Origin of the sequence: Streptomyces sp. NPDC053474, assembly GCF_044544845.1 — a bacterium.
Taxonomy (GTDB): Bacteria; Actinomycetota; Actinomycetes; order Streptomycetales; family Streptomycetaceae; genus Streptomyces.
Map to the genome: position 1 here is coordinate 1 of NZ_JBITXV010000006.1, position 25,811 is coordinate 25,811.

Genomic DNA, 25,811 nt, shown 5'->3' on the forward strand with positions numbered 1-25,811 from the left:
ACAAGAACGACCAGCTCCTCCCCTCCGCCCAAGAACACATCGAACTCCTCGACCTGATGGTCGCCGGTGACGCCAAAGCCGCCGAGAAGTGCATGGCCAAGCACCTCGGCCATGTCCGCTCGCTGTGGGCCGAGGGCGACTCTGCGAGGGAATCCGGCAGGCGGCGTTAGGCGCGGTGCGCGCCTGTCGGACCGGAGCGGGCCGGAGCATGCCGCCTTGTGAAATGTCACACCTCACATCAGCCTTGAGTCGCGGCGCCGGTCGCGGCTCCCGGACCGTGAAAGGGATCCATGAACCCGGCGTACGCGACCGTCGACCACGTCTTCTCCGTTCCCCTGGACCACACCGCCCCGCGCGGCCCGGCCATCGAGGTCTTCGCCCGCGAGGTGGCCGACCCCGGCCGGGCGGGCGAACGGCTGCCCTGGTTGCTCTACTTGCAGGGCGGCCCCGGCGGAAAGTCGCCCCGCCCCTCGGCGGGTTCGCCCAGCTGGCTGTGCCAGGCGCTCAAGACCCACCGGGTGCTCCTGCTGGACCAGCGCGGGACCGGACGCTCCACTCCGATCACCGCCCGGACGGCTTCCCGCTTCCCCTCCCCGCGTCAACTCGCCGATCACCTCGGGTACTTCCGTGCCGACTCGATCGTCGCGGACGCCGAGCTGATCCGCCGACAGCTGTGCGGCGAAGAGCCCTGGGAGACGCTCGGCCAGAGTTACGGCGGCTTCCTCACCCTCACCTACCTGTCCCAGGCGCCCGAGGGGCTGCGTGCCTGCCATGTGACCGGTGGCCTGCCCGGCCTCACCGCCACCGCCGAGGACGTGTACGCCCGCACCTACCCGCGCGTCCGCGCCCGGGTCCTCGACTTCTACGCCCGCTACCCGGACGACGCCCCCCGCCTGCGCAAGCTCGCCGACCTCCTTGCGGCCACCGACGTCCGACTGCCCGACGGCGACCGGCTCACCCCGCGCCGCCTGCGCACCCTGGGCATCGCCCTGGGCATGGGGGACGGCTTCGAGCGCGTCCACTGGCTGCTCGACGAAGCCCTCGGTGCCGACGGCGAGGTGACCGACACCTTCCTCCACCAGGTGATGACCCTCACCGGGTTCACCGACAACCCGCTGTTCGCTGTCATGCAGGAGACCCTCTACGGCCAGGGGACCGGCCCCACCGGCTGGGCTGCCGCCCGCGCGCTCGCCGATCACCCCGAGTTCACCGAAGACGCCGACCCCCTTCTGCTCACCGGAGAGATGATCTACCCCTGGATGTTCCGCGAGATCAAGGGCCTGCGCCCCTTCGCGGACGCCGCCGACCTGCTCGCCGAACGCGCCGACTGGCCCCCGCTGTACGACCCCGCCCGCCTCGCCGCCAACCAGGTCCCGCTCGCCGCCGTCGTCTACCACGACGACATGTACGTCGACGCCGGACTCTCGCTGAGCACCGCACGCGAGGTCGGCGCCACCCGGGTGTGGGTCACCAACGAGTGGGAGCACGACGGCGTCACCGCCTCCGGCGGCCGTGTCCTGGCCCGCCTCATGGACCTCGCCGCGGGCCGTGCCTAGCCGCCGGCCCCCTCCGCACCCGCCTGAAGGGGGCCGTCACCTTCGGCCAGGACAGGGAAGCCCGGCGGGACCTGGCGGCATACGAGTGAAAAGTCGTACCGCATCAGGGTGAGGGAGGGCGTTTCCCGTTGCCCCGCGTCCGCTCCGGGTACCGCTGTCACGATCACTTCCTGGCGCGGCCAGGGCACATCGGCGCTTCTGGAGATTGCGTGACATGAGAAGTTCACCGTGGCCAAGGTCGGTCAGGGGGCTCACATGGATGGCGAGCGCCTCGCTCCTGCTCGCTGTCCCGCCCCTGCTGGGCGCCGCGTCCCCGGGCGCCGCTGGTGCGCGCGCTGACGGCACTGTCACCGTGACCGTCGTGAGGGATGTGGACTCCGACGGCAGTTGGACGCCCGCCCTGGAAATCGGTGAACAGGGCATCACCGTCACGCTGACCGATGCCTCGGGCACCGTGCGCACGGCGGTCACCGGCGCCGACGGAAAGGTCCGCTTCGACCCCGCCGCGCTGGGCCTGTCGGGCGGGCGCTACCGGGTGGAGGCGGTGATCGGGCCGGACAAGCCGTATCTGCGGCCCGCGCAGGCCGGTGGCCCCGCTCCGTCGCTGTCCTCGCTGGTGGAGTTCGTCGACGTGTCCGGGGACAAGGACGCCGAGGTGCTGACCGCGGTGCACAACCCGGCGGACTACTGCCAGGCCAATCCGGACCTGGCCACGCCGTGCCAGCGACAGGACGCGGCCGGGAGCGTGGCGGCCAAGGCGCTGGTGTCCTGGCCGTACGACCGCACCGGTGACGCGCCGGAGCCGACGACCGAGGCGACGTCCTCGCAGATCGGCGCCACGTACGGCCTGGCCCACAAGCGCGACACCGACCAGCTGTTCGTGGGCGCGCTGACCAAGCGCCTGATCCCCTACGGTCCGGCGGGCCCCGGCGGGATCTACCTGGTGGACCGCGCGACCAAGCGGACCTCGCCGTTCGCCACCGTCCCGGACGCGGGGGACGCCCAGCACTCCGCCGACCTGACCCGCGACACCCTGGAGATCAACAACGCGGTCGGCAAGGAGGGCCTTGGCGACCTCGATCTGTCCGAGGACGGGAAGACGCTGTACGCGGTGGGGCTGAAGGCGAAGAGCCTGTACGTGTACGACGTGTCCAAGGCCGCTCCCGGGCAGCCGCCCGCCACCGCCAAGCAGGTCATCCCCATCCCCGACCCGGGCTGCCCGACGGGCGCCGGCGACTGGCGGCCGTACGGTCTCGGCGTCCAGGACGGCGCGGTGTACCTGGGCGGGGTGTGCAGCGCCGAGTCCTCACAGCAGCGGGCTGATCTGCGGGCCTACGTCCTCAAACTGGACGGCACGTCCTTCTCCACCGTCGTCTCGCACACCCTCGACTACGAGCGGGGCATGGGCTACTCCTCGGTCGCCGGGGACACGCACTGGGAGCCGTGGCTCCAGACCTGGGACCCGTTGAAGTGGTTCAAGCAGGCCAACTTCCCCGGCCCGGTGCTCTCCGACATCGTCTTCGACCGCGACGGCTCGATGGTCCTCGGCTTCCGCGACCGCCTGGGCGACCAGGCCGGATACGAGGCCCTGCCTCCCGAGGGCAGCACGGACACCGTCCAGCGCTCGCTGTTCCCCGCCATGGGCGACATCACCCGCGTCTGCAAGGCCGGTGACCGGTGGGTGTGGGACAGCGAAGGGCCCGAGTGCCCCAACCACTTCGTCAACGGCAGCGCCCCGCCGCAGCAGGACGGCGTGAAGGAGTACTACTACGGCGACTCCACGCTCGGCCAGCTCGCCGAGTCCCTCCAGGGCGGGCTCGCCTTCGCGCCCCGTTTCACCAAGACGGTCTCCACCATCGTGGACCCGCTGACCATCTTCTCCGGCGGTGTGCGCAAGTTCGACAACGCCACCGGAGCCGGGTCGGAGGACTACGAAGTGGAGGCGGGCAAGGGCACGTTCGGCAAGGCCAACGGCCTCGGTGACCTGGAGCTGCTGTGCGATCAGGCGCCGATCCAGATCGGCAACCGGGTCTGGTTCGACCGCGACCGCGACGGCATCCAGGGCCCGGACGAGGAACCGATTCCCGGCACGACCGTCACCCTGATGGACAAGGACGGCAAGGTCCTGGAGACCACCACGACCAACAGCCGGGGTGAGTACTACTTCCAGGTCAAGCCGCACACCGAGTACCAGATCAAGTTCGACGTGAAGACCGGCGACACCAGCGGCATCCCCGAACGGCCCGCGCCCGCCGATCTCGTCCCTACGGAGAAGGACCGCGGGTCGAACCGTTCCATCGACTCCAACCCCGACCCGAAGACCCAGATCGACATGCTGACGACGGGCCCGGCGGGGCACAACGACCACACCCACGACGCGGGCTACTACATCCCGCCGAAGGGCAAGGTCACGGTCGTCAAGAAGGACGCGCGCACCGGCAAACCCCTCGCGGGGGCGGTCTTCCAGCTGTGGCGCGAGACCAATGGACAGCCGGGCCTCCAGACCGGCGGGAGCACGCCGGACAGCGAGGTCGGAGCGGCCTGCACCACGGGCGCGGACGGCGTCTGCACCCGCGGGGACCTTCCGCTGGGCACGTACTACTGGCAGGAGACCAAGGCGCCGGGCGGCTACGTCCTGCCCCGGCCGGGCATCAGCGGCCCGTTGACGCTCACCGCGCGGAACGCCGAGGAGGGCCTCACCGTCACCGCCCGCAATGAGCCGGTGCGCGGGGAGATCACCGTACTGAAGCGCGACGACAAGACCGGACGGCCGCTGGGCGGCGCGGTGTTCGAGCTGTGGCGGGAGTCCAACGGGCGGCCAGGTCCGCAGTTCTCGGGCGCCGACCCCGACACCCGGGTGGGAGAGGGATGCGCGACGGACGGGCGCGGTCGGTGTGTCTTCGACCGGCTCCCGCTGGGCTCGTACTACCTGCGGGAGACCGCCGTGCCCGAGGGGTACCTCATGCCCCGGCCCGCCGTGACCGGCCCCTATGAGGTGACGGAGGCGAACGCGTCGCAGGGCGTCGAGGTCATTCGCACCAACAAGAGGGGGGACCCGCCCAAGAAGCACGAGGAGTAGCCCGGTGGTGGTGGGGGGGCAACTGATCAGGAGTCAGAGATGAGGGTGTCCCGGAAACCGGCGCGGAGGGCGCGCATACGCACGCGGCACAAGGGCGGCGGCCGTGAACGCGGGCCCCGGATACGGACGGCGGCCCTCGCCCTCGGCGTCCTGCTGGCCAGCGGGTTTGCGGCCGAGGCCTCCGGGGCCGCCGCCGGTCCGGCGCCGTGCCAGGCAGGGACCGGCCCCTATCAGCGGGAGCTGGAGCAGCACTTGGGACTCGCGGTGGACGGGCGGCAGTCGACGACGGACTGCGCGGCGATCCGCGACTTCCAGGCCCGCGTCGGTGTGCGGCCCGCCGACGGCTACGCGGGCCTCGCGACGTATCGCATGATGCTGGTGGCGCGGGCGCGGGTGAACCCGAACGCGCAAGGGCGGTGCCCCGTCCGCCCCTACAAGATCGCCTGCGTGGATCTGACCCGGCAGCTGATGTGGGTGCAGGACGGGCGGCGCGTGGTCTTCGCGCCGGTGCCGGTGCGCTCCGGACGCGACGGCTACGAGACCCGCACCGGCTGGCACCGGGTGTACTGGCGCAACAAGAACCACTACTCCGACCTGTACGACGCGCCCATGCCCTACGCCCAGTTCTTCAACGGGGGGCAGGCCTTCCACGGCACGTACGGCGACCTCTTCAACGGCGGGTCGCACGGCTGCGTGAACCTGCGGCTCGACGACGCGCGACGGCTGTGGAACGTGCTGCGGCAAGGCAGCGCCGTGTACGCGTGGGGCACCAAGCCCGGCACGGAGCGGTCCCTCAGGCCAGGAATCGTGCTCCCAGATCCTCGCCCGGACGCGCGCCGGGAAGGACGTAGGCCACCGCCGAGCCCCGGTGCTCGGTGAAGCGGCTCAACTCGTCCTGTGCGGCCAGGCGTTGCTGGACGCGCACGAACAGCGCGGGGTCCCGCATGAAGGCGAGGAACAGCAGCCCCTTGTCGTCGGGTCCGTCGTCGTAGGAGTAGCCGCGGCGCAGCATGCGCGCACCCGCGTCCAGGCGCGGGGAGGCGGCACGGACGTGGGCGTGCAGCGGGACGACGTACCGGCCGTGCGGTGTCTTGGCGAAGACGTCCACGTCGTCGTGTTCGTGGCGGCGGCCGAGTGGGGCGCCGCTGCCGCGGTGGCGGCCGATGACCTCCTCCTGCCGTTCGAGCGTGAGCCGGTCGAACTCCTCGATCCGGAGGCGGATGCGGCGCACGACGAGGAACGTGGCGTCGTGGGCCCACACCCACCGCTCGCACTCATCGGGCGTCGGGTTCTCCGTGCCGTCCTTGAAGCCGAGCAGGTTGCGCGGGGTCTGCCCGGCGGGCGTCGGTGGCAGGAACCCCGTCTGGCGCCAGCGCGGCCGCAGCGTGCCGCGGGCCGACCGGGCCAGGGCCGACGCCATGGAGGCGACGGCCCCCGGGCCGGTGGCGCACAGCTGCACCACCAGGTCCCCGCCGCCGCGTGCGGGGTCGAGGCGGTCGCCGGGGAACGGCGGCAGCGCACGCAGCGCGTCCGGCACCGGAAGTCCCAGCCGGGAGGGCAGGAGCGGGCCGACGCCGACCGTGACGGTGAGCCGGGAGCGGACGGCCGCTTCCGCCGAGTCGTCCAGTGTCCGCGTCCACCGGGCCAGGACCGACCGCAGCGCGCGGACGCCCTGAGAGCCTCGCAGAGCGGGGGAGAGGTCGTAGGCCAGGACGAGCGCCGCGGGCTGCTGCGGGGTCGTCACCCCCGCCTGCCGGGCACCACGGTGGCCGGGGCCCGCCGCTGTCGGCGCCGGGCGGGACCCGGTCGCGCAGGCGGTCGTCGCGGTGAGCGCGCCGAGACCCACGGCGGAGAGCAGAGTCCGGCGGCGCGGGGGACGCGGAACACTGCTGGGCGTGTCGGATGCGGCGGATGTGGTCATAGGAATGAAAGGGACGATACATCTGCAACCATGCGAAACAACCTCTCTTCACGCTGGTCTGCGGCTGTGTCCCGCGCGACGCTCCTCGCGGTCCTGCTCGGGGCCGCCGTGGCGTGTGCCGGAGACGGGGCGGACGGCTCCGGGGGCGCGGCGGGCTCGGCCGCGGTCGTCGAGGTCCCCCGGGACACGCCGTCCCTGCGGCGCGCCGTCGACCTCGTCCGCCCGGGCGGACTCGTACTCGTCTCGCCCGGTGTGTACCGGGAGAGCGTGACCGTGGCCAAGCCGCGGGTGGTGCTGCGCGGCACCGACCGCTCGGGCGTGGTCGTGGACGGGCAGTTCAAGCGCCCCAACGGGATCACCGTCACCGGGGCGGGCGCGGTCGTGGAGAACCTGACCGTCCGCAACCACCTCGCCAACGGCGTGCTGTTCACCGGCGTGACCGACGAACGCCTCCAGGCCGGGCGCGCGGGCGGCTCGGCGTACGACCCGCTGGACACCGCCAAGTTCCCGCCGCTGAAGGGTTTCCGGGCTTCCTACGTGACGGCGTACAACAACGCCTTGTACGGCATCTACGCCTTCGACGCCCGTGACGGCCTCATCGAACACGCCTACGCCTCCGGACACGCCGACTCCGGCATCTACGTCGGCCAGTGCAACCCCTGCGAGACGGTCGTCCGGGACAGCACCGCGGAGCACAACGCGGTGGGCCTGGAGGTCACGAACGCCTCCGAGCACCTGTACTTCCTCGGCAACCGCGCAAGCCGCAATCGCGTGGGCCTCACCCTCAACTCCAATGACCTGGAGGCACTCGGCCCGCAGCACGCGGTGGTCGTCGCGGGCAACGCGCTCACCGGCAACAACGACGACCAGAGCCCGGAGCAGGCCGACGGGGGCTTCGGCATCGGCCTCGGCGTGGGCGGCGGCCGCGCCAACGTCATCGAACGCAACCTGATCAGCGGCAACCGTGCCGCGGGCATCCTCCTGAGCGATGTGCAGGGCTACCCGGCGCGCGACAACAGCGTGCGCGCCAACCGCGTCACCGGCAACGGCACCGACCTGGTCCTCGGCACCGGCGCCCCGGCGGGCAACTGCTTCAGCGACGACCGGGGAGCCACCACCAGCCCCGTGCGGCTGCCCCGTGCCGTCCGCTGCGGAAGCCAAGCACCCGCCGACCGCGCCGAGGACCCCGCCGCCGACCTCGGCCGCCCGGCCCTTGGCCGCGCCCGCCCCGTCCAGGCCCCGCCGGGGATCTCGTTCCAGGACGTCCCGGCCCCGCCGAGGCAGCCGGAGCTGCCGCACGCGTCCTCCGCACCGGCCCGTCCGGCCGTCGGCCTGCCCGGCCGTGTCGACCCCGCAGCCTTCCCGCTGCCCGCGCGGGCGGGGGCGGTGCCGCGTCACTGAGCCGCTGGACGCGGCTTCCAGGGCGTGTCAGGAACGCCGGGCCGCACGCGCGTGCGCGTCAGGTCGATGCTGACCGTCCGGTCCGCGCCGAAGTCCGCCGTGATCCGGCGAAGCTCGCCGTCGCCGCCGATCCAGTACGTCAGCGGAGAGCGGCCCGCCGCCGTCGGCTTGGTCGGCGCGGTCGTCGAAGCACTGGCGTGCGGACGGGGGCGCGGGCCGGACAGCACGTCGTAGCGGTGGCCGTCGATCTGCTCCGTACGCAGGTGGAGCGGGCCTGACTGGGCGAGGAGCTGGGGGTTCTCGGGCCGGTCGGCGGCCATCGCGAGGGTGAGGCGCAGCGCCGCGTCGAGCGGGGCCCGGCCGAAGGGCCGCCTGGTCCACGCGCTCGGTTCGAGGCGCGCGGCCGCACGGGCCGCCGACCCGGCGGACTGCCTGGGCGGTTGCGGGGCCTGCCTCGGCCCGGGGCGCTGCGGCGTCTGCCGCGGCTCGGCGACGGCGAGCCCTCCGCCGTCCCAAGCCAGCAGCCCCGGCTCGCGCTGCCCTCCGGCCTGGTACCAGCCCACCGCTCGGTGCCGTCGGTGGTCGACCACCGCACGCACCACGGCCGCGCCCTCGGGCGCGGGCACCCGCACCACCACCTCCGACGGGCTGCCCTGATACGTACGGAAGCGGGCCAGCGCCATGCGCTGGGCCTCCTCAGCGGACACCAGCCGCGATCCGCCGCCGTCCTCCGGACCGGCGAGCAGCAGCACCCCTCCCGCCGCCCCCGCCAGGGCCAGCCCCGCCCACACCCAGGATTTCGTCAAGGCAGTCCGCAGCATCCGCATGGGACGTCTCTACATGCCGGGGGGCCGCGCGCCGCCCGACACCCGTGCGCGGCCTGCTCCGCGTCACCCTTCCGGGCGCGTAGCCGTAGCAGGCCGACGCGGTTCGCCCGCGGTGGGCAGCGCGTGGGTGCGGCCCCCGGCGCGCGGCGGCCGCACCCACGCGGGTGGATCAGAAGCGGGTCCACACCTGGGTCGCGGCACCCGTGCAGACCGTCTGGCGCACCTCGCGGCGGCTGCCGGAGGGCGCCGCGCCGTCGTCGAGGCACAGGCCGCTCGCGACGTTCTTGACGGTGACCTTGTTGTCGCCCAGCTCGATGAACTCCCAGCGCTGCTGGGAGACGTTGTCGCAGGGACGCTGGACGACGTTGGTGCCGGGCGTGGTGCTGAAGACCTGCAGGCACTTGTTGGAGTGGGCGGCTCTCATCAGGGACGTGGGGTTGTCCACCTCGAAGTTCAGCGAGAACCGCTGGTGGGCCTTGCCGTTGCAGCCGAACTGCTGAAGGACCGTGTTGTCCGCCGTCGAACCGGCCTGCACGTCGAGGCACTTGCCGGTGCCCGCGTTCCGGAACGAGTACTGGCCGGAGACCCCGGCGTGGGCGGGTCCCGCGAGCACGGCGGTCGCCGCGAGGGCGGCGCTCGCGACGATCCCGGCACGGACGGTGAACGAGCTGCTGAGCTTCATGTGCGGTCATCTCCCTGACATCAGGTGCGGATGCTGGCCGGGGCCGTCCGGTTCCGCGCGGCGGCGGGCCCGGGCGTCTCCCCGTTCGCGGCCGAGTCTCGCGGGGGCCCCACCCGCCCCTCAAAGCCCTTCGAGGCACGTCGAAACCAGGCATAAACGTGTGCTCCCCGTCGGGGCTGGGTACTCGGCCCGGCCTGCAAGCGTTTCCCCGTACCACCGGAGGCACCGTGAAACTCTCAACGCTGCATCCCCTCGTCGAGCGCCCCGGCCCCTGGGCCAGCGTGTACGTCCCGGCCGTCACGGCCGACGAGTCGACGCTCCAGCGCCGGGACCTGCGGGCTCGCCACGTCCAGGGCGAGCTGCGGCGGATGGGCGCCGACGAGGGCACTCGCCGCGCGGTGGACGACGCCCTGTCCGCCCTCGCGGACGAGCGGCGGAACTCCCCGTACGTGCTGTTCGCCGCCGACGGCGACCTCGTGTGCGCCGAACCGCTGGCCGAGGGCCCGCCCGGCGACGCTCCGTCCCTGTGGTGGTCGCGACTGCCGCGCCTGACCCCGCTGCTGGAGTACGCGCACGACGAACCCGACTGCCTGGTCGCCTACGTGGACCGAGCGGGCGCGGACATCGAGCTGCGCACGCCCGCCGGACGGCGGCCCGTGGCGGAGGTCGAGGGCAAGCGGTGGCCGCTGCACCGCACGGCCTCCGCGGACTGGTCCGAGCGCCACTTCCAGCTCAAGGTCGAGAACACGTGGGAGGAGAACGCGAAGGCGATCGCCCACGAGCTGGCGAGCTGCCAGGAGCAGACCGGCGCCGAGCTCCTGGTCCTCGCGGGCGACGCGCGCGAACGGAGCGCGGTCCACGCCCACCTGCCCGCCCAGGGGTTCACCCGCGTAGGGGACTCGGAGCACGGAGGACGCGCTCAGGGAGCGGACGGACGCCTCCTCGACGAGGACGTCAACCGCATCGCCGCCGACCACGCGCGCCACCGGACCGACGGCCTCCTGGACCGGTTCGGCGACGGGGGAGACGGGGTGGAGCACCTGGAGGCGCTGGTGGAGGCCGCCCGGGAGCACCGCGTCTCCACGCTCCTCGTCCGCCACGACGGCCCCGACGTCGCGCGGGAGGTCTGGACGGGAGCCGATCCCGACCAGCTCGCCCTGCGGCGTACGGATGCGGCGGCCCTGGGCGCCGAGCGGCCCTTCGCCGCCCGCGCCGACGACGCGCTGCTGCGTTCCGCCGTCGCCACGGGCGCCGACGCGGTCCTCGTCCCCGCGGACTCCGCCCACCCGGTGGGCGGGCTGGGAGCGCTGCCGCGCTGGACGTACGCGTGACGTACCTCCACCCACGCCCGCGGGGCTACTTCTTCCAGCCCACCGTCTCCGGCAGCTCCCGGACCCCGTCGCTCCCGGGCTTCCAGCCCGCCGCGTCGAGCTCCTTCCGCGCCTGGCCGAGCCGGGCAGCGGTTCCCTGTAGTCCAGGCCCTGGAACTGGACCTGCGCGATCTGGGTGCGGTCGATGCTCTCCAGGATCGCCTTGCGCACCGCCTTGTCCCCGAGGACCGATGACGTGGTGTTGAAGCGCAGCGAGTACGCGCCCGGCACCGGCTTCAGCACCGGCACCGGGGCCGGGGCGGGCATCCGTGCCCGTCGTCGCTCCGACCTCCTGCCCCGCGATCTCGACGCGGCCGCGCGCAGACAGGCCACGTCCCCGTGCCCCGTGACAGGGCGCAGCTCCGGCTCCGTGGAGCCGCACGCGTCGAGCGCGCGAAGAGGCAGCCGTCCGGCAGGCCCGACAGGACGGGGGCTCTCCGCCGAGCGGGACCAGGGGCCGACGGATCCCGCCGTCCACGGTCGGCCCCGCGGCCAGGAGCCGTGCGGTGTACGGCATCGTCGGTCGGCGGAACAACGCGTGCACGTCCGTCTTCTCCACGAGGCGGCCCGCGTACATCACGGCGACGTCGTTCGCGGGACCGGCCACGACGCCGAGGTCATGGGTGATCAGGGCGAGCCCGGCGCCGGTCTCCCGCTGCGCGAGGCGCAGGACGTCGAGGATCTGCGCCTGCACGGTGGCGTCGAGCGCGGTGGTGGGTTCGTCGGCCACAAGGACGCTCGGCCGGTTGGCGATCAGCCCGCTGACGCTGTGCCGCCGCATCGCCATGGCCCCTAGCGGATCGCTGGAAGCTCGCTGTCCTGGGTGGCCCGCCCAGCAACGCGCCACCACCCCGATCAGTCTGCCCGTCGTCGAGGCCACGTACGGGATCTTGAGCCCCCGAGCGGCCCATGGCAGGCTCATGCCGCATGATCGATGAATTCGCGAAGGGCAACCTGCACGGGAGACTGCGGCGGGACCGCGAGGCGCTGCTGTGGAAACTCGACGGCTTGTCCGAGTACGACGCCCGTCGGCCTCTGACGGCGACCGGGACCAACCTCCTCGGCCTGGTCAAACACGTGGCCAGCGTCGAGGCCCGGTACTTCGGCGAGGTCTTCGACCGTCCTTCCCCGGAGCCGCTGGTGCCGTGGCAGGACCACGACGGCAGCGATCTGTGGGCGCGTGAGGACGAGACCCGGGAGCAGATCATCGGGTTCTACCGGCGCACGTGGGAACACTCCGACGCGACGATCGACGCGCTTCCCCTCGACGCCCCCGGCCACGTGCCGTGGTGGCCGGAGCCACATCCCAACACGAACCTGTTCGCCATCCTGGTCCACGTCCTCGGCGAGACCAACCGGCATGCCGGGCACGCCGACATCCTGCGCGAGGGCCTCGACGGCCGGACCGGGATGCGCCCCGAACACCAGACGCAGGCCGACGAGGAAGCCCGTGCGGCCTACTGGGCGAAGGTCGAGCAGGCCGCCAGGTCGGCCGCGCCCATCGAGGCCTAGAGGCCCCCGCTGCCCCACCACCCTGCGCGGGCCACCCGTAGGAACGTGTGTCCTGGGCACACCTCTAGGTGAAGGATCACTGGGAGAGGGAGGGCCACGCATGACAGGGCAGACGACCGGCCTGCGCACCGGACAGCCGGTGTACGGGTGCATGGGGCTCGGCGGCACCTGGGACGACGTGCCGTACACCGCCGCGGACATCGCGCACGCCGAAGCCGCTGTCGAGGCCGCGCTCGACGTCGGCATGACGGTGTTCGACCACGCCGACATCTACCGGCGCGGCAAGGCCGAGGCGGTCTTCGGCGAGTTGCTCGACAGAGCGGCCGGGCTGCGGGAGCGGATCGTCCTGCAGACCAAGTGCGGCATCCGGCAGGCCGACGGCCAGCACCCCGGCATGTACGACCTGCGGAGCTCACACATCCTCCGGAGCGTCGAGGGGAGCCTCACCCGTCTGCGTACCGACGTGATCGACGTCCTGCTTCTGCACCGGCCCGACCCGCTGGCCGACCCGCAGGACATCGCGAAGGCCTTCGCCTCCCTGCACGGGCAGGGTCTGGTGCGGCACTTCGGTGTGTCGAACATGAGCGCCGCGCAGATCACCCACCTCCAGAGCCACCTCGATGTCCCGCTGGTCGCCAACCAGTTGGAGATGAGCTTGAGCAGCCGGGACTGGGTCGAGGCGGGCGTCCTCGTGAACACCCCGGCCGCGGCCGAGACGGGCTTCCCGCACGGGACCGTCGAGTACTGCCAGGCCCGCGAGATCCAGCTCCAGGCCTGGGGCGCCCTCGCCCAGGGCCGCTACACCGGCGACAGCGACTCACCCACCGCGCGACTCCTCTCCGACCTCGCCGCACGCAAACGGACGACACCCGAGACGATCCTGCTGTGGTGGCTGCAACGCCACCCGGCCCGCATCGCCCCGGTCATCGGCACCAGCCGACCCGAACGCATCCGCGCCTGCCGCGACGCCGTCAGCCGCGAACCCGAACTCACCCACGAGGAGTGGTACGACCTGTGGGTCACCGCCCGCGGCGGCCCCTTGCCGTGAGCTCACCCCTGGGGCCGCGGTCCGCGGGGAGGCGCTGAACCGCCATGGCGAACCGGCGGGTCCGGGCCGCCTCGGACCCAACTCCCCATGTGGCTTGATCTGTTCGGTCTTCTGTGTGACCACAGAAATACATGGACGCTTCATTGATTGAAAGGCGTTCCGTCGGGCACAGTTGTCTAGACCACATCGCCGTCATCTGAGATGGGAATCCGCATGCCCACAAGAGACCGGCTCCACCGAATCCTGCTGCCCGCGGGGATCGCCCTCGTCGTCGGCGCCACGATCGGCGCCACCCCCTCCACCGGCGCGACGGCCGGGACGAAGACCAGTACCCCCGAGGCCTACGACCTCGTCATCCGGGGCGGCCACGTCATCGACCCGAAGAGCAACGTCGATGCCGTGCGCGACGTCGCCGTCAAGGACGGCAAGATCGCCAAGGTGGCCGCGGACATCGACACGTCGGCCACGAAGCAGACCGTCGACGCGGCGGGCAACGTCGTCACGCCGGGCCTGATCGACCTGCACGCCCACCTCTTCAACGGGCCGGAGGACGCGTACGCCAACGGCAAGAACGGCGTCGCCCCCGACGGTTTCACCTTCCGCTCCGGTGTCACCACCGCGGTGGACGCGGGATCCGCCGGTGCCTCCAACTTCGACCTCTTCAAGAAGAACACCATCGACCGTTCCAAGACCCGTGTGCTCGCCTTCCTGAACATCGTCGGCAAGGGCATGGCGGGCAACCCCGCCGAGCAGGACCTCAGCGACATGAAGCCGGGTCCGGCCGCCGAGAAGGCCCGCCAGTACCCGGACACGATCGTCGGCATCAAGACGGCGCACTACGAGGGACCCGAGTGGACGCCGGTCGACAACTCCATCCAGGCGGGCAAGGACGCGAACGTCCCGGTCCTCGTCGACTTCGGTGAGCCCCGCCCCGAGCGCCCCCTGAAGACGCTGCTCACCGAGAAGCTGCGCCCGGGCGACATCTACTCGCACGCCTACTCCGGAAACCGCGGCGAGCTGGGTCCGGACGGCAAGCTCAACCCGGCGATGCAGCAGGGACGTGACCGCGGCGTCCTCTACGACGTCGGCCACGGCGGCGGCAGCTTCGGCTGGAGGGTCGCGGTCCCGGCGCTGAAGGAGGGGTTCACCCCCGACGCCATCTCCACCGACCTGCACATCACCAGCATGAACTCGGGCATGAAGGACATGACCAACGTGATGTCCAAGTTCCTCGCCCTCAACATGCCGTTGAAGGACGTCATCAGCGCGTCGACGTGGCAGCCCGCCCAGTCGATCAAGCGACCCGACCTGGGGAACCTCTCGGTGGGCGCGCCCGCAGACATCGCGGTGTTCGCCCGTCAGCAGGGCACCTTCGGATACGTCGACAGCTTCGGCTTCCGCGTGGACGGCACCCAGAAGCTGTCCACGGAGCTGACCGTCCGCGGTGGCCAGGTGGTCTGGGACCTCAACGGCAAGACGGCGAAGAAGTACACGCCGAGCGCGAAGCCGGCGGACGGGCCGATCGGGCACTGAGCGGTCCGGCCCACGCCGCAGCCCGTCGCCGGACATCGCCTCTACGGGGTGCTCGGTGACGGGTGAGCGGGGGAGGGCTCGGCCCGCACCGCGGGCCGAGCCCTTCCTGGCAGCGTGCTGAGGTCCTTACCAGGGCTTCGGCGCCGACGTAACCGCGTTTACGAGCCAATGTGCGCCACCCCTCGGTACGCTCTGTGCCGCATTGACCCCACAGCGCCATCGCGCTTACCGAGGGGAACACGGACCGAAGCGACACCGGACGCGTGCTAGCGTTGAGCGTTTGCAGCGTCACTGTGTCGGAGCCCCGTTCGGTGCCCCGCCGGTGGCCGCGTCCCCGCCGCGCCTTCCTCGGTACGGTCCCCTCGGAGGAAGGCTCTCTGTGAGCGCATCAGCACGTACCGACGCCCGGCCGCAGGACGAGGCGCCGGGAGCCCCCACGGCGGCGTCCTTCGCTGACCTGGGGCTGCCCGCCGCGCTGCTGCGGGTGCTCGACGAGCACGGTGTGACGGTGCCCTTCCCCGTCCAGGCGGCGACGCTGCCGAACGCGCTCGCGGGACGGGACGTCCTCGGCCGCGGCCGCACCGGGTCCGGCAAGACGCTCGCCTTCGGCCTGGGAACGCTCGCCCGGACGGCCGGGCGGCGCGCACAGCCCAAGGAGCCGCTGGCCCTCGTCCTGGTGCCCACCAGGGAGCTGGCGCAGCAGGTCGGTGAGGCACTCACCCCGTACGCCGAGGCCCTGCGGCTGCGGCTCGCGACCGTGGTGGGCGGGGTGTCCATCGGGCGGCAGGCCGCCGCGCTGCGGGACGGCGCCGAGATCGTCGTCGCCACGCCCGGTCGGCTGCACGACCTCGTCGCGCGCAAGGGCTGCCGCCTCGGACGGGTGCGTATCGCGGTCCTGGACGAGGCCGACCAGATGTGTGACATGGGGTTCCTGCCGCAGGTCACCGAGATCCTCGACCAGGTGCGTCCCGACGGGCAGCGGATGCTGTTCTCCGCCACCCTCGACCGGGACGTCGACCAGCTCGTGCGGACCTATCTGCGCGACCCCGCCGTCCACTCCGTGGACCCCCCGTCCGGCGCGGTCCCCACGATCGAGCACCACGTCCTCGTCGTCCACGGCCCCGACCGGTACGCCGTGACCACGGAGATCGCCGCCCGGGACGGCCGCGTCCTGTTGTTCCTCGACACCAAGCACGGCGTCGACCAGCTCACCCGGCACCTGCGGGCCAACGGCGTGGCCGCCGCCGCCCTGCACAGCGGGAAGGCGCAGCCGCAGCGCACCCGGACCCTGGCCCAGTTCAAGAACGGGGAGGTCACCGCGCTGGTGGCGACGAACGTCGCGGCGCGCGGCCTGCACGTCGACGACCTCGACCTCGTGGTCAACGTCGACCCGGCCACCGACCCCAAGGACTATCTGCACCGCGCGGGCCGCACGGCCCGGGCGGGTCGCTCCGGCACCGTCGTGACGCTCGTCCTGTCGGGACAGCGCCGCGAGACGAGCCAGGTCATGGCAGACGCCGACGTCACCCCCAAGGTCACCAAGGTGCGCTCCGGCGAGGCGGAGCTGAGCCGGATCACCGGCGCGCGGACTCCCTCCGGCAAGCCCCTCGACGCCGGGTCCGCGGCCTCGCGGCCCAAGAACCACAACGCCCCCTTCCGCGGCCTGGGCAGCACCAAGGACGCGAAGGGCGGCTCCGGCTCCGGCACCAGGTCGTCCCGCAGGAGCAGCGAGGCCCGCAAGCTGGCGGAGGCCCGCCAGGCGGCCCGGGTGCGCCGCGGCGGCTGAGCCCCGCGCGGGCCTCGCCCCCGGTATCCGGAGCGGGCCTCAGAGCAGCACCGCTCCCGCCACTGCCGTCGCCGCCAGCACGACGACCGCCACGACGTGGATCACCACGTCCTGCCCGTACGACCGGTGGTCGGCCGCGCGGTCCAGGGTGAACTCGGCCGGGTCGGCGGGTGTGTGGTGGAGCGTGACGTCGCGGCCGTACGCTCCGGCGGGGTCCGGGAGGTGGGACGTGCAGTGGGCCGTGACGGCCGTGCCCTCGCGGGTGGTGAACGACACGACCGGGGTGATGGTGGTTGTGGTGTGGCCGTCGTCCTCGTCGACGCTGACGTCCTTCAGGACCGCGGCGACCCGTCCCCGGACGGACTCCATCGCGGCAAGCCGGGCGCGGCGCTCGCGCGTGTCACGCACCGCCCCGGGCAGGTGGAGGAGCCCGATGGCCGCCCACGGCCCGCCGAAGCCGATGAGCGCCCACGGCCACCCCCGCTCGACGGCGGCGAGGGCCACCAGACCGGCGTAGGCCAGGAAGACCGCGAAGCCCGGCCAGAACAGCCCACGACCGGGCTCCTCGGGAAGGTTGGAGAACCGGTAGGCGTGCGGCCTGCCCCGCGGGTGGCTGACGCCGATCTCCCGGCCCTCCCACGCTACGGTGATCAGCTCGCCGCGCTCGCCGTCGTTCGTCACGGTCACCTCCTGGCCAGAGGCCGGGTCGCGATAGGAGACGACCACCGCTATCCCGCCCGACCGGGACCCGCCGTGACGGGGTTCCCGCACCCGCTCGATCCGCCCCGTGAGCCGCACCGTCCGCTGTGCCTTGGTCACCCCGGCCAGCGACAGGCCGCACCCGACCAGGGCCGCCACACCCCAGACCGCGCACCACAGCACCAGAAAGCGGTCCCACCCCACGCGTGCTCCTCCTGCCGATCCGGTCACCTGCCGTCGCGCCGCAGCACTGTGCCCCGCCCGTCCGCCTCCAGCGTCCCCGTGTGCCCGTGGCCGGTCACCGAGATCCGGAGCGTCAGCGAGCCGCCGACGCCGTCGGCGGTCAGCTGCCAGCTCTGCGGGGAGTCGACGCCGAGCGTGGTCCTGGCCTCCTCGACCAGCGCGGGAACGCGGGCGTAGGGCAGGGAACGCGGGTCGAACCCGGCACTCTTCACGCCGGTGGGGGAGAAGGCGATGGTCAGCATGCGGTCCTGCACGACGACGGTGAGAGCTTGGCGCCTGCCCCCGCCCCGCGTCAACGACTCGACGGACCCGCGCAGTTCGCCCCGGTCGAGCATCGACTGGCCCGGCCCGAGGGTGACCGTGCCGGTCGCCGACGTCACGGTGGTCGTCGTCGACGACGACGAGGTGGAGACGGACGGCCGGGGCGAGGCGGCGGCCCCGTCGTCGCCGAACAGGTCGTCGCGGAACAGCAGGAGCACCCCGGCCACGCCGAGCAGCAGGCCGAGGAGCATGAGGAGGCCCCCGACGCCGCCCCTCTCGGCATCGCCCTTCATGGCGGGACCGGGCGCCGAGTCCAGGAGCGCCTCCGCCGCCCGCTCCTCCCACTGGGGCGTCGGCCGCTGCACGATCCGCACCTTCCACGGCCGGTCCGGCGGATACTCGACGACCACGATCCCGCGCGGCCGGTAGTCGGGAAGGTCGACGAGGTTGATGTCCTGCCGGATCTCGACGCGGTACGCGGGTACGTCGTCCGGCGCGACGGTCAGGTCGAACCGCACCGGTACGTCGCTGGTCTCACCCCCGACGGCCTCCCGGCTCTCGATCATCGCGAGCGCCGTGTGCGGTGCGACGGCCGCCTCGCGGGCGCGGCGCGGCAGCGTGCCGAGGAAGAAGAGCAGGCCGTAGACCGCGGGCAGGGCGAGGCCCAGGACGATCAGCGACGCCTTCTCGACCACGCACCCGCTGACGAAGGCGGTCAGCGACGTCCCGATCACCCCGCCCGTCAGGAACGCCAGGGTGAGATCGGCGGGCGTCTCGCGCGTGGGCGGAGCGCCCGCGGTGATCGTCATGCGGCTGATTGTGCATGCCGGGGGTGACGGCCGACAGACCTGTGGCTGACCCTCATGGTCACGACAGGGTCCCCTCGGCCGTTCCCCTCGGCCACTCTCCTCGGGAGGAAGTCCCGTGTGCCTGGCGTCAGTCGGCGGTGGGCGGCGCGGGGATCGCCTCTTCCGCGGCGCGGCTGACCTCTTCCCAGGACGCCCAGGTGTCCATGCGGCCGCGCGTCAGGTCGAAGGCGAGGTCGTAGGCCATGCTGCCCAAGAGGAGCCGCAGCGGGGGCCTTTCGCTGTCCACGAGCGTGAGGAGGGCCCGCGCGGCGAGCCGCGGGTCGCTGTCGACGGAGCCCTCCGCGAACTGCTTCTCCAGTTCCGCCCGCAGCGGGGCGTACGCCTCCTGCGGCTCCGTGCTGCCCATGCGGGTGTAGAGGTCGGTCCAGTAGCCGCCCGGCTGGACGATGCTCACCTTGATCCCGAAGTCGGCCACCTCCATGGCGAGGGACTCGCTGAGGCCTTCGAGGGCGAACTTGCTCGCGCTGTACAGGCCGCTGCTCGGGAAGCCGCCCAGGGCGCCGATGCTGGAGATCTGCACGATGTGCCCCCGGCCCTGCGCGCGCAGGGTGGGCAGCACGGCCTGGCTCACCCAGAGCGCGCCGAAGAAGTTGAGGTCCAGCAGGGCTCGCGCCTCGGCCTCGGTGAACTCCTCGACCATCCCCATCGACAGCGCACCGGCGTTGTTGACGACGACGTCGAGTCGGCCGAAGTGCTCGACCGCCTCGGCGACGGCCGCGAACACGGCGTCGCGGTCGGTCACGTCGACGCCCAGCGCCAGGGCGCGCCCGGGGTGGGCCGCCGCCAGCTCCTCCAGCGGCCCGGTGGTGCGTGCGGCGACGGCCACGCGGTCGCCCGCGGCCAGCGCCGCCTCGGCGAAGGCGCGGCCGAGTCCGCGGCTGGCGCCGGTGATGAACCAGACGCGGCCGGTGCCGTGTGTTGTGGTCGACATGGGTGGTGCCCCCCTGGTGATGGATGAACGGACGAGACGAGACGCATCGTCATGATCAATATCCCTCATGTGGCGCCGCCGCGGTAGGGGTTTCCTCCTGGCGCCTGACCGGGTGTCGGACCCCTCCGTTGGCTTCCCCGCATGCCTCTCACCGTTGATCAGCTGACCGGATACGGGGAGCGGGGGCGTACCGAAGCGCCGCGGCGCGGCTGGAGCCTGATTTTCCCGACCGCCACCCGCACGCCAGGGGTGAACGGACCTACGTCGCCTACTTGGAGAACACCGACGGCTTCGAGGTGAACTCGTCGCCGCCGCCCCGACACCCGCGGACGAGGCCCCGGCCGACGGGTGCTAGCCGAGCAAGTGGCTGATGCCGCCTCGGCCGTCGGCGCCGTTCCACACCAACGCCGCCACCCACAACGGCCCCCACCCCGCGCCCCGGCCCGCCTCCCCGGGCAGGAGGGCGGCGGCCAGGAGCCAGGCGAGGGGAAGCACAGCGAGCGGCAGGCAGCAGCCCGGGCCGCGCCTGCGCGGGGCGGGCCGTCGAGGCGGCGGTGAGTCGTCGGGCACCCTGCGACCGTAGGCGTCGGCCGCGGCCCGCCCATGAGTAGCCGTACTCAGGGATCACCCGAATCCGCCTGCATGGAACAACGAACGGCGGGCAGACGCACGTCACATCCCCCTCGGGGGCGGGGAGAGCCAGTGACGTCGAGAGAAGGGTGGAAGGTGTGGCTGCCGCGACAGGCGCAGTGTCCGAGGTCCAGGTGCCCGCAACGCACAGCGGCGCGGACGGTGAACTGCCACTGGTCGAAGCGCCGCTGTCCGTCGAGCCGCGCGACGCCCGGGTGCTGTCCAAGCAGTTCTTCGCCCGCCTCGCCGTGCTGGACGAAGGCACCCATGAATACCAGTACGTTCGCAACACGCTGATCGAGCTGAACCTCTCCCTCGTCCGCTACGCCGCCACCCGCTACCGCAACCGCGGCGACGAGCGGGAGGACATCGTGCAGGTCGGCACGATCGGTCTGATCAAGGCCATCGACCGCTTCGACCTGACGCGCGAAGTGGAGTTCACCACGTTCGCCGTCCCCTACATCGTCGGCGAGATCAAGCGCTTCTTCCGGGACACCAGCTGGGCCGTGCACGTGCCGCGCCGCCTCCAGGAAGCGCGCATCGAGCTGGTCAAGGCGACCGAGGAGCTGTCCAGCCGCCTCGACCGCGACCCCACCACGGCCGAGCTTGCCGAACTGATGTCCCTGCCCGAGGAGGAGGTCGTCGAGGCCCGCAAGGCGGCCAACGCCTATACGTCCTCGTCCCCTCGACACCACGCTGCTCACCGGCGCGGGAGGGGACGAGAGCGAGGCCGTCCTCGCCGACTTCATCGGCGCGGAGGACGCCGGGTACGAACTCGTGGAGGACCTGAACAGCCTGGCGCCCCTGATCGGCGAACTGGCCGAGCGGGACCGGGAGATCGTCCACATGCGGTTCGTGGAGGAGCTGACGCAGGCGGAGATCGGCGAGCGGATCGGGGTGTCGCAGATGCAGGTCTCCCGCCTGCTGAACCGCATCCTCGGCCGGCTGCGCGCGGGCCTGCTGCCCGAAGGCGCCTGAGCCTCACCGGTCGCGGGCCGACCGGACAACCGCACGCGGTGCGCGGCGTCCCCACGCCGCCGCACGACAGGAACGTGGCGGGGTCGCACGCGGCCCCGCCACGTTCGTCTCGGTTCCCCGCTCGCGCCCGCTCACGCGTTCCCGAATCACCCTTAAGTGCCATGGTTCGTACGGGACTGAGGGGTACACGGAGTCGGAAGAATACGACTGCCCTCGCTCCGTCCGCCGCGCGGAACCCGCCGGTAGTGGTGCGAAGGGGTCGATAACATGTGCCGGGCAGCGGGCGACAACCGGCCGGGTGAGCCGAACCCCCGCCCCCACTCCCGGTCGGCAGCACAAGGGATGACGCCCCGTCGGGCGGCTCCGGAAGGTGAGAGGTTGGGCTGTGACTGGCAGCGACACCGCCGTACGTGAACGCGTCACCGAGGTCCTGCGCGCGAACGCCGACGACATCGCGGACCGCTGGGTGCGCCTCCAGCGCGAACAAGCCGTGCTCGGCAGCGACTTGACCGAGGGTGAACTGCACGAGGAGGCCGACGCCCTGGTGCGCGCCCTGACCGGGGCCCTCCAAGGCCCGGGGAACGCGCCCGGCCTCGTCCACACCCACGAGGACCTCAACAGGAGCGTCACCGACCTCGCCCTGCGCCGGGCGCGCGCCGGCGCGACGCCGACCGTGGCCTCGCTCGCCGTCCAGGCCCTCAAACAGGCGCTCCTCGAAGCCGTGCGCCGCGGCACGCACGAGAGCGACGAGATCCTCGCGGCCGCGCTGCTCATCAACCAGCTCCTGGACAGCGCGGGAGCCCTGTCGTTCGAGGTCTACGTCGAGGGCCGCGAGGAGATCATCCGCCGCCAGAGCCGCCAGCTCCTGGAGATGTCCACCCCCGTCGTACGGCTGTGGCGCCAGGTCCTCGCCGTACCGCTGATCGGCACCCTGGACACCGCGCGCACCCAGATCGTCATGGAGAACCTCCTCCAGGCCATCCAGGACGACCAGGCGCTGGTCGCCATCATCGACATCACCGGTGTGCCCACCGTCGACACCGCCGTCGCCCAGCACCTCATGCAGACCGTCAAGGCGGTACGGCTCATGGGCGCCGACTGCGTCATCAGCGGGATCAGGCCGCCGATCGCCCAGACCATCGCCCAGCTCGGCATCGACCTGTCGACCATCCTGACCCGCGCCACGCTCGCGGACGCGCTCGCCGCCGCCATCAAGCTCGCCGACACCCCCGGCCCGGACGGGACGGACGGCCGGTGACCGAGCGCCCCACCGCGGGAGTGCCCATCCTGCGCCTCGGTGACGTCCTGGTCAGCGGGCTCCTCAACGAGCTCGACGACAAGTCGGCGCTTGCCTTCACCGAGGAACTCACCGAGACGATCGTGGCCAGCGGCGCGCGCGGCGTCCTCATCGACATCTCCCGCCTGGAACTCGTCGACTCCTTCGTCGCGCGCATGCTGATGGACCTCAGCACCATGGCGCGGCTGCTCGGCGCCCGCGTCATCGTGGCCGGGATGCGCCCGCCGGTCGCCATCACGCTCGTCGAGCTCGGCATCGAGCTGGCGGGCGTCGAGACGGCGCTCAGCGCCGAACAGGGCCTGACCGCCCTGGGCTGGCGCAAGGGCGCGCCGCCGCGGGAGAGGGCGGAGCCATGACGCGAGCCGACGCGGGGACCGCCGCGGCGCCGCGCACCGAGGGGGTGTCCGGCCGGGTCCGCCCGCAGGAGTCCACCACCCACACCGTGTACAGCGAGGAGGACCTGCTGCACGTCCGGCACGCCGTGCGGGCCGCCTCCGTGCTCGCGGGCTTCGGCATCGTCGACCAGACCCGGGTGGTCACCGCCGCCAGCGAACTGGCCCGCAACGCCTACGTGCACGGCGGTGGCGGCACCCTCACCGTCGAGATCGTGCGCGGGCTCGGCACCACGGGCCTGCGGCTGACGGTCAAGGACGACGGCCCGGGCATCGCCGACGTGGAGGCCGCCCTCACCGACGGCTTCACCACCGGCGCGGGCCTCGGCCACGGCCTCGGCGGCGCCCGTCGGCTCATGGACGACTTCACGCTGCGCACCGAGGCCGGGCGGGGCACGGTCGTCACGGCCGTGCGGTGGCACAAGAGGCGGGCGTGACCCCTGGCCCCGGCGGTGGACCCGGCGCCGCGCGGCCCGTCCTCGCGGAGCCCACCCGCGCCGTCCCCATCGACCACTTCAGCGCCGTGCACCTGGCCGCGGCCACCGCCCGCACCCTGGCCCGGCGGTGCGGGCTGCCCGGTGCCCTGCCCGACCGCGCGGCCGTCGTCGCGTCCGAGCTGGCCAGCAACATCGCCAAGCACGCCAGCGGCGGCAGCCTCTACCTCCAGCGCCTCCCGCACGGCGAGGGCCTGGAGATCATCGCCGCCGACCGCGGGCCCGGCATGCGCGAGCTGGAGCGCTGTCTGACCGACGGCTACACCACCACCAACACCCTCGGCGCGGGGCTCGGCGCGATCCGCCGCATCGCCACCACCCTGACCATCCGCACCCGGGCGGGCACCGGCACCCTGGTCTGCGCCCGCCTCGCGCCCCCGCACCGCACCACGGACGCCGAACGGCCCGTGGGGTCCCTGTGCCTGCCCGCCGAGGGGGAGCGGCACTGCGGCGACGCCGCGGCCGTGGCCCTCACCGACCGCGGCCTGACCGCCCTCGCCGTCGACGGGCTCGGCCACGGAGCACAGGCGGAGGAGGCCGCCCGCGCCGCCGTGCGCTGCTTCCACCGGATGCCCGACGCCGATCTGCCCGACCTGCTCGCCGCGGCGCACCGCGCCCTGCGCCACTCCCGGGGCGCCGCCATCGGCGTCCTGCGGCTGCGGGACGACACCCTGGACTACTGCGGCGTCGGCAACGTACGCGTCGCGCTCCTGTCTGCCGACGACGTCGCCCACCGGCTCAGCGGCCAGCCCGGCGTCGTCGGCTGGAACATGCCCCCGCCGCGGGTCCGCCGCCTCGTCGCGCCCGCGGGCACGACGGCCGTACTCCACACCGACGGCGTCGACCAGCGGTGGTCCCGGGACCCGGAGCCGTTCCTGCTGCGCCTTCCGCCGCCGCTGCTCGCCGCCGCCCTCGTCCACGGCTTCCGCCGCGGCCGCGACGACGCGACCGTCGTCACCGTCAAGACCCCTCAGCCCACGGCCCCCCAGCCCAGACCCCCTCGGATCGAGACCCCTCAGAGGCCCCGATGACCGCCACCGACCTCCGTTCCCTGTCGGCGCTCAGAGGCGCCGTCCGCTCGCTCGCCGACACCCACGGCCTCGGCGTGGAGGTACGCGCCCGCCTCGCGCTCGCCGTGAACCGCGTGGCCGCGCCGTTCGTGGAGGCGGGCCACCCGGTCACCCTGACCGCCGCCCGGCAGGACGCCGTCAAGGACGGGGCGCCGCTGCTCGTCGTGACCCTCGACCACCGCGCGTGCCGCGTCGACATGGGCGACGACGAGCTGCCCCTCGCCGCGCACAGCACCACGCCGTCCACCGTGACCTGGCACATCGCCCTCGACACCGCCGGGGCGACGCCGGAGCCGCGGGGCGCGGACGACCTGCCGCACGGCGAGACCGAGGTGCTCCTCAAGGAACTCGGCGCCGCCCTGGCCCAGGTCGACGCCCTCAAGGCCGAACACCGCCTCCTCAAGCACGAACTGGCCGAGACCAACAGCGGTGTGCTCGCCCTGTACGTCCAGCTCGACGAGCGCGACCAGCAGGTGCGCCGCGCCCACGGCCGCGTCCTGCGCGAACTGGAGGACGCCTTGCGCCCGCCTGTCCTGGACGTGCCGGGCCTCGAACTGGGCGTGCACTACGCCCCGGCCGACTCCGAGGCGCCCACGGGAGGCGACCTGTACGACTGGTTCGTCCTGCCGGACGGCACCGTGCACATCACCGTCGTCGACGCGCTCGGCCACGGCGTCCGCTCCACCCGCACGGCCCTCAACGTCACGCACGCCGTGCGCACCCTGGCCCTCGAAGGCCACCCCCTGGACTCGATCGTGCGCCGCACGGACGAGGTGCTCGCGCCCTTCGACCCCGCCCTGATGGCGACCGTCCTGCTGGCCCGGCTGCGCCCGGAGACCGGCGAACTCCACCTCGCGGGCGGCAGCCATCCGCCCGCGCTGCTCATGCGCCGAGGCGGCGGCACCGAGTACCTCGAAACCCCCGGCCGGGGCATCGGCTTCCCGCTGCCCGGCAGCGAGGAGGTCCGCCGCACCCGGATGCGCCCCGGCGACCTGCTGCTGCTCTACACCGACGGCCTCACCGAGAGCCGCAGGAACCCCGAGGAGGGCGAGGCACGCCTCGCCCGCGCGGTCCGCGACCACGCCCACCGCCCCACCGCCCGACTCCCCAGGGCGCTCGCCAAGGAGATGCACGCGGTGATACTCCACGCCGACGACACCCTCGCCCTCGCGGTGCGCCTCGGCGCGGGACCGACGGGGCCGGACCAGGAGCCGGGGCCGCGGGAGTAGGGC

Annotated in this window: 22 protein-coding genes and 3 pseudogenes; 17 read left to right on the forward strand and 8 right to left on the reverse strand. The window is 72.9% G+C overall.

Annotation, left to right across the window (positions count from 1 at the left end):
- The 4 genes and pseudogenes from ACIG3E_RS15385 to ACIG3E_RS15400 all read left to right on the forward strand — a co-directional run.
- Positions 1-170, forward strand: a pseudogene (locus tag ACIG3E_RS15385) (GntR family transcriptional regulator); the annotation flags it as partial.
- Between the two features lie 120 nt (positions 171-290).
- Positions 291-1,556, forward strand: a complete 1,266-nt coding sequence (locus tag ACIG3E_RS15390) for an alpha/beta fold hydrolase (RefSeq protein WP_399615852.1) — start codon at positions 291-293, stop codon at positions 1,554-1,556.
- A gap of 361 nt (positions 1,557-1,917) precedes the next feature.
- Positions 1,918-4,635, forward strand: coding sequence for a SpaA isopeptide-forming pilin-related protein (locus ACIG3E_RS15395; RefSeq protein WP_399615853.1), 2,718 nt, complete (start codon positions 1,918-1,920; stop codon positions 4,633-4,635).
- Between the two features lie 39 nt (positions 4,636-4,674).
- A complete protein-coding gene (locus ACIG3E_RS15400) occupies positions 4,675-5,514 on the forward strand; it encodes a L,D-transpeptidase family protein (protein WP_399615855.1) in 840 nt (279 codons plus the stop codon).
- Here the strand turns inward: ACIG3E_RS15400 and ACIG3E_RS15405 are convergent.
- The gene (locus tag ACIG3E_RS15405; RefSeq protein WP_399615858.1) at positions 5,429-6,556 is read right to left on the reverse strand and encodes a Dyp-type peroxidase; all 1,128 of its coding nucleotides are present in this window, start codon (positions 6,554-6,556) and stop codon (positions 5,429-5,431) included. The genes ACIG3E_RS15400 and ACIG3E_RS15405 overlap by 86 nt on opposite strands.
- 66 nt (positions 6,557-6,622) lie before the next feature.
- Between ACIG3E_RS15405 and ACIG3E_RS15410 the strand changes: the two genes are divergently transcribed.
- Positions 6,623-7,957, forward strand: coding sequence for a right-handed parallel beta-helix repeat-containing protein (locus tag ACIG3E_RS15410; RefSeq protein ID WP_399615860.1), 1,335 nt, complete (start codon positions 6,623-6,625; stop codon positions 7,955-7,957).
- Here ACIG3E_RS15410 and ACIG3E_RS15415 read toward each other — a convergent pair.
- Both ACIG3E_RS15415 and ACIG3E_RS15420 read right to left on the reverse strand, forming a co-directional pair.
- A complete protein-coding gene (locus tag ACIG3E_RS15415) occupies positions 7,951-8,763 on the reverse strand; it encodes a hypothetical protein (RefSeq protein ID WP_399615862.1) in 813 nt (270 codons plus the stop codon). The two genes, ACIG3E_RS15410 and ACIG3E_RS15415, sit on opposite strands and share 7 nt — an antisense overlap.
- A 190-nt stretch (positions 8,764-8,953) precedes the next feature.
- Entirely contained in the window at positions 8,954-9,466 is a 513-nt protein-coding gene (locus tag ACIG3E_RS15420; protein ID WP_399615863.1) for an RICIN domain-containing protein, read from the reverse strand.
- 227 nt (positions 9,467-9,693) lie between these two features.
- On the opposite strand from ACIG3E_RS15420, the gene ACIG3E_RS15425 reads away from it, so the two are divergent.
- Positions 9,694-10,797, forward strand: a complete 1,104-nt coding sequence (locus tag ACIG3E_RS15425; RefSeq protein ID WP_399615866.1) for a Vms1/Ankzf1 family peptidyl-tRNA hydrolase — start codon at positions 9,694-9,696, stop codon at positions 10,795-10,797.
- A 58-nt stretch (positions 10,798-10,855) separates the two neighbouring features.
- Here the strand turns inward: ACIG3E_RS15425 and ACIG3E_RS15430 are convergent.
- Positions 10,856-11,064: pseudogene (locus ACIG3E_RS15430) on the reverse strand (ABC transporter family substrate-binding protein); the annotation flags it as partial.
- A gap of 310 nt (positions 11,065-11,374) precedes the next feature.
- Here ACIG3E_RS15430 and ACIG3E_RS15435 point away from each other — a divergent pair.
- The 5 genes from ACIG3E_RS15435 (at position 11,375) to ACIG3E_RS15455 (ending at position 16,715) form a co-directional block, all read left to right on the forward strand.
- A complete protein-coding gene (locus ACIG3E_RS15435) occupies positions 11,375-11,632 on the forward strand; it encodes a hypothetical protein (RefSeq protein ID WP_399615867.1) in 258 nt (85 codons plus the stop codon).
- Between the two features lie 131 nt (positions 11,633-11,763).
- Positions 11,764-12,348 (forward strand): DinB family protein, encoded by a 585-nt coding sequence (locus ACIG3E_RS15440; protein WP_399615869.1) that lies wholly within the window; start codon positions 11,764-11,766, stop codon positions 12,346-12,348.
- 100 nt (positions 12,349-12,448) lie between these two features.
- Positions 12,449-13,396: an aldo/keto reductase family oxidoreductase gene (locus ACIG3E_RS15445; protein ID WP_399615871.1), complete on the forward strand. Its 948-nt coding sequence runs from the start codon at positions 12,449-12,451 to the stop codon at positions 13,394-13,396.
- A 213-nt stretch (positions 13,397-13,609) separates the two neighbouring features.
- A complete protein-coding gene (locus ACIG3E_RS15450) occupies positions 13,610-14,929 on the forward strand; it encodes an amidohydrolase/deacetylase family metallohydrolase (protein WP_399615873.1) in 1,320 nt (439 codons plus the stop codon).
- A 379-nt stretch (positions 14,930-15,308) separates the two neighbouring features.
- Complete coding sequence (locus ACIG3E_RS15455; RefSeq protein ID WP_399615876.1) at positions 15,309-16,715, forward strand: DEAD/DEAH box helicase; 1,407 nt, start codon at positions 15,309-15,311, stop codon at positions 16,713-16,715.
- Positions 16,716-16,754: 39 nt separating this feature from the next.
- Here the strand turns inward: ACIG3E_RS15455 and ACIG3E_RS15460 are convergent, their stop codons facing one another.
- The 4 genes from ACIG3E_RS15460 to ACIG3E_RS15475 all read right to left on the reverse strand — a co-directional run bounded on the left by ACIG3E_RS15460 (position 16,755) and on the right by ACIG3E_RS15475 (position 20,288).
- The gene (locus ACIG3E_RS15460; protein WP_399615878.1) at positions 16,755-17,618 is read right to left on the reverse strand and encodes a DUF3592 domain-containing protein; all 864 of its coding nucleotides are present in this window, start codon (positions 17,616-17,618) and stop codon (positions 16,755-16,757) included.
- A gap of 23 nt (positions 17,619-17,641) precedes the next feature.
- Positions 17,642-18,727, reverse strand: coding sequence for a hypothetical protein (locus ACIG3E_RS15465; protein ID WP_399615880.1), 1,086 nt, complete (start codon positions 18,725-18,727; stop codon positions 17,642-17,644).
- Positions 18,728-18,854: 127 nt separating this feature from the next.
- Positions 18,855-19,718, reverse strand: a complete 864-nt coding sequence (locus tag ACIG3E_RS15470) for an SDR family NAD(P)-dependent oxidoreductase (RefSeq protein ID WP_399615882.1) — start codon at positions 19,716-19,718, stop codon at positions 18,855-18,857.
- 351 nt (positions 19,719-20,069) lie between these two features.
- Entirely contained in the window at positions 20,070-20,288 is a 219-nt protein-coding gene (locus ACIG3E_RS15475) for a hypothetical protein (RefSeq protein ID WP_399615884.1), read from the reverse strand.
- A gap of 194 nt (positions 20,289-20,482) precedes the next feature.
- On the opposite strand from ACIG3E_RS15475, the pseudogene ACIG3E_RS15480 reads away from it, so the two are divergent.
- From ACIG3E_RS15480 to ACIG3E_RS15505, 6 genes and pseudogenes are all read left to right on the forward strand, one after another.
- Positions 20,483-21,326: pseudogene (locus tag ACIG3E_RS15480) on the forward strand (RNA polymerase sigma factor SigF).
- 385 nt (positions 21,327-21,711) lie between these two features.
- Positions 21,712-22,584, forward strand: coding sequence for an STAS domain-containing protein (locus ACIG3E_RS15485; RefSeq protein ID WP_399615886.1), 873 nt, complete (start codon positions 21,712-21,714; stop codon positions 22,582-22,584).
- Entirely contained in the window at positions 22,581-22,979 is a 399-nt protein-coding gene (locus ACIG3E_RS15490; RefSeq protein ID WP_399615888.1) for an STAS domain-containing protein, read from the forward strand. Before ACIG3E_RS15485 ends, ACIG3E_RS15490 begins: the two co-directional genes overlap by 4 nt.
- On the forward strand, positions 22,976-23,452 hold the full coding sequence (locus ACIG3E_RS15495; RefSeq protein ID WP_399615890.1) for an ATP-binding protein: 477 nt from the start codon (positions 22,976-22,978) through the stop codon (positions 23,450-23,452). Before ACIG3E_RS15490 ends, ACIG3E_RS15495 begins: the two co-directional genes overlap by 4 nt.
- The gene (locus ACIG3E_RS15500; protein ID WP_399615892.1) at positions 23,449-24,540 is read left to right on the forward strand and encodes a SpoIIE family protein phosphatase; all 1,092 of its coding nucleotides are present in this window, start codon (positions 23,449-23,451) and stop codon (positions 24,538-24,540) included. The genes ACIG3E_RS15495 and ACIG3E_RS15500 overlap by 4 nt, the downstream gene beginning before the upstream one ends.
- Positions 24,537-25,808 (forward strand): PP2C family protein-serine/threonine phosphatase, encoded by a 1,272-nt coding sequence (locus ACIG3E_RS15505; protein WP_399615894.1) that lies wholly within the window; start codon positions 24,537-24,539, stop codon positions 25,806-25,808. Before ACIG3E_RS15500 ends, ACIG3E_RS15505 begins: the two co-directional genes overlap by 4 nt.
- Positions 25,809-25,811: the final 3 nt, after the last annotated feature.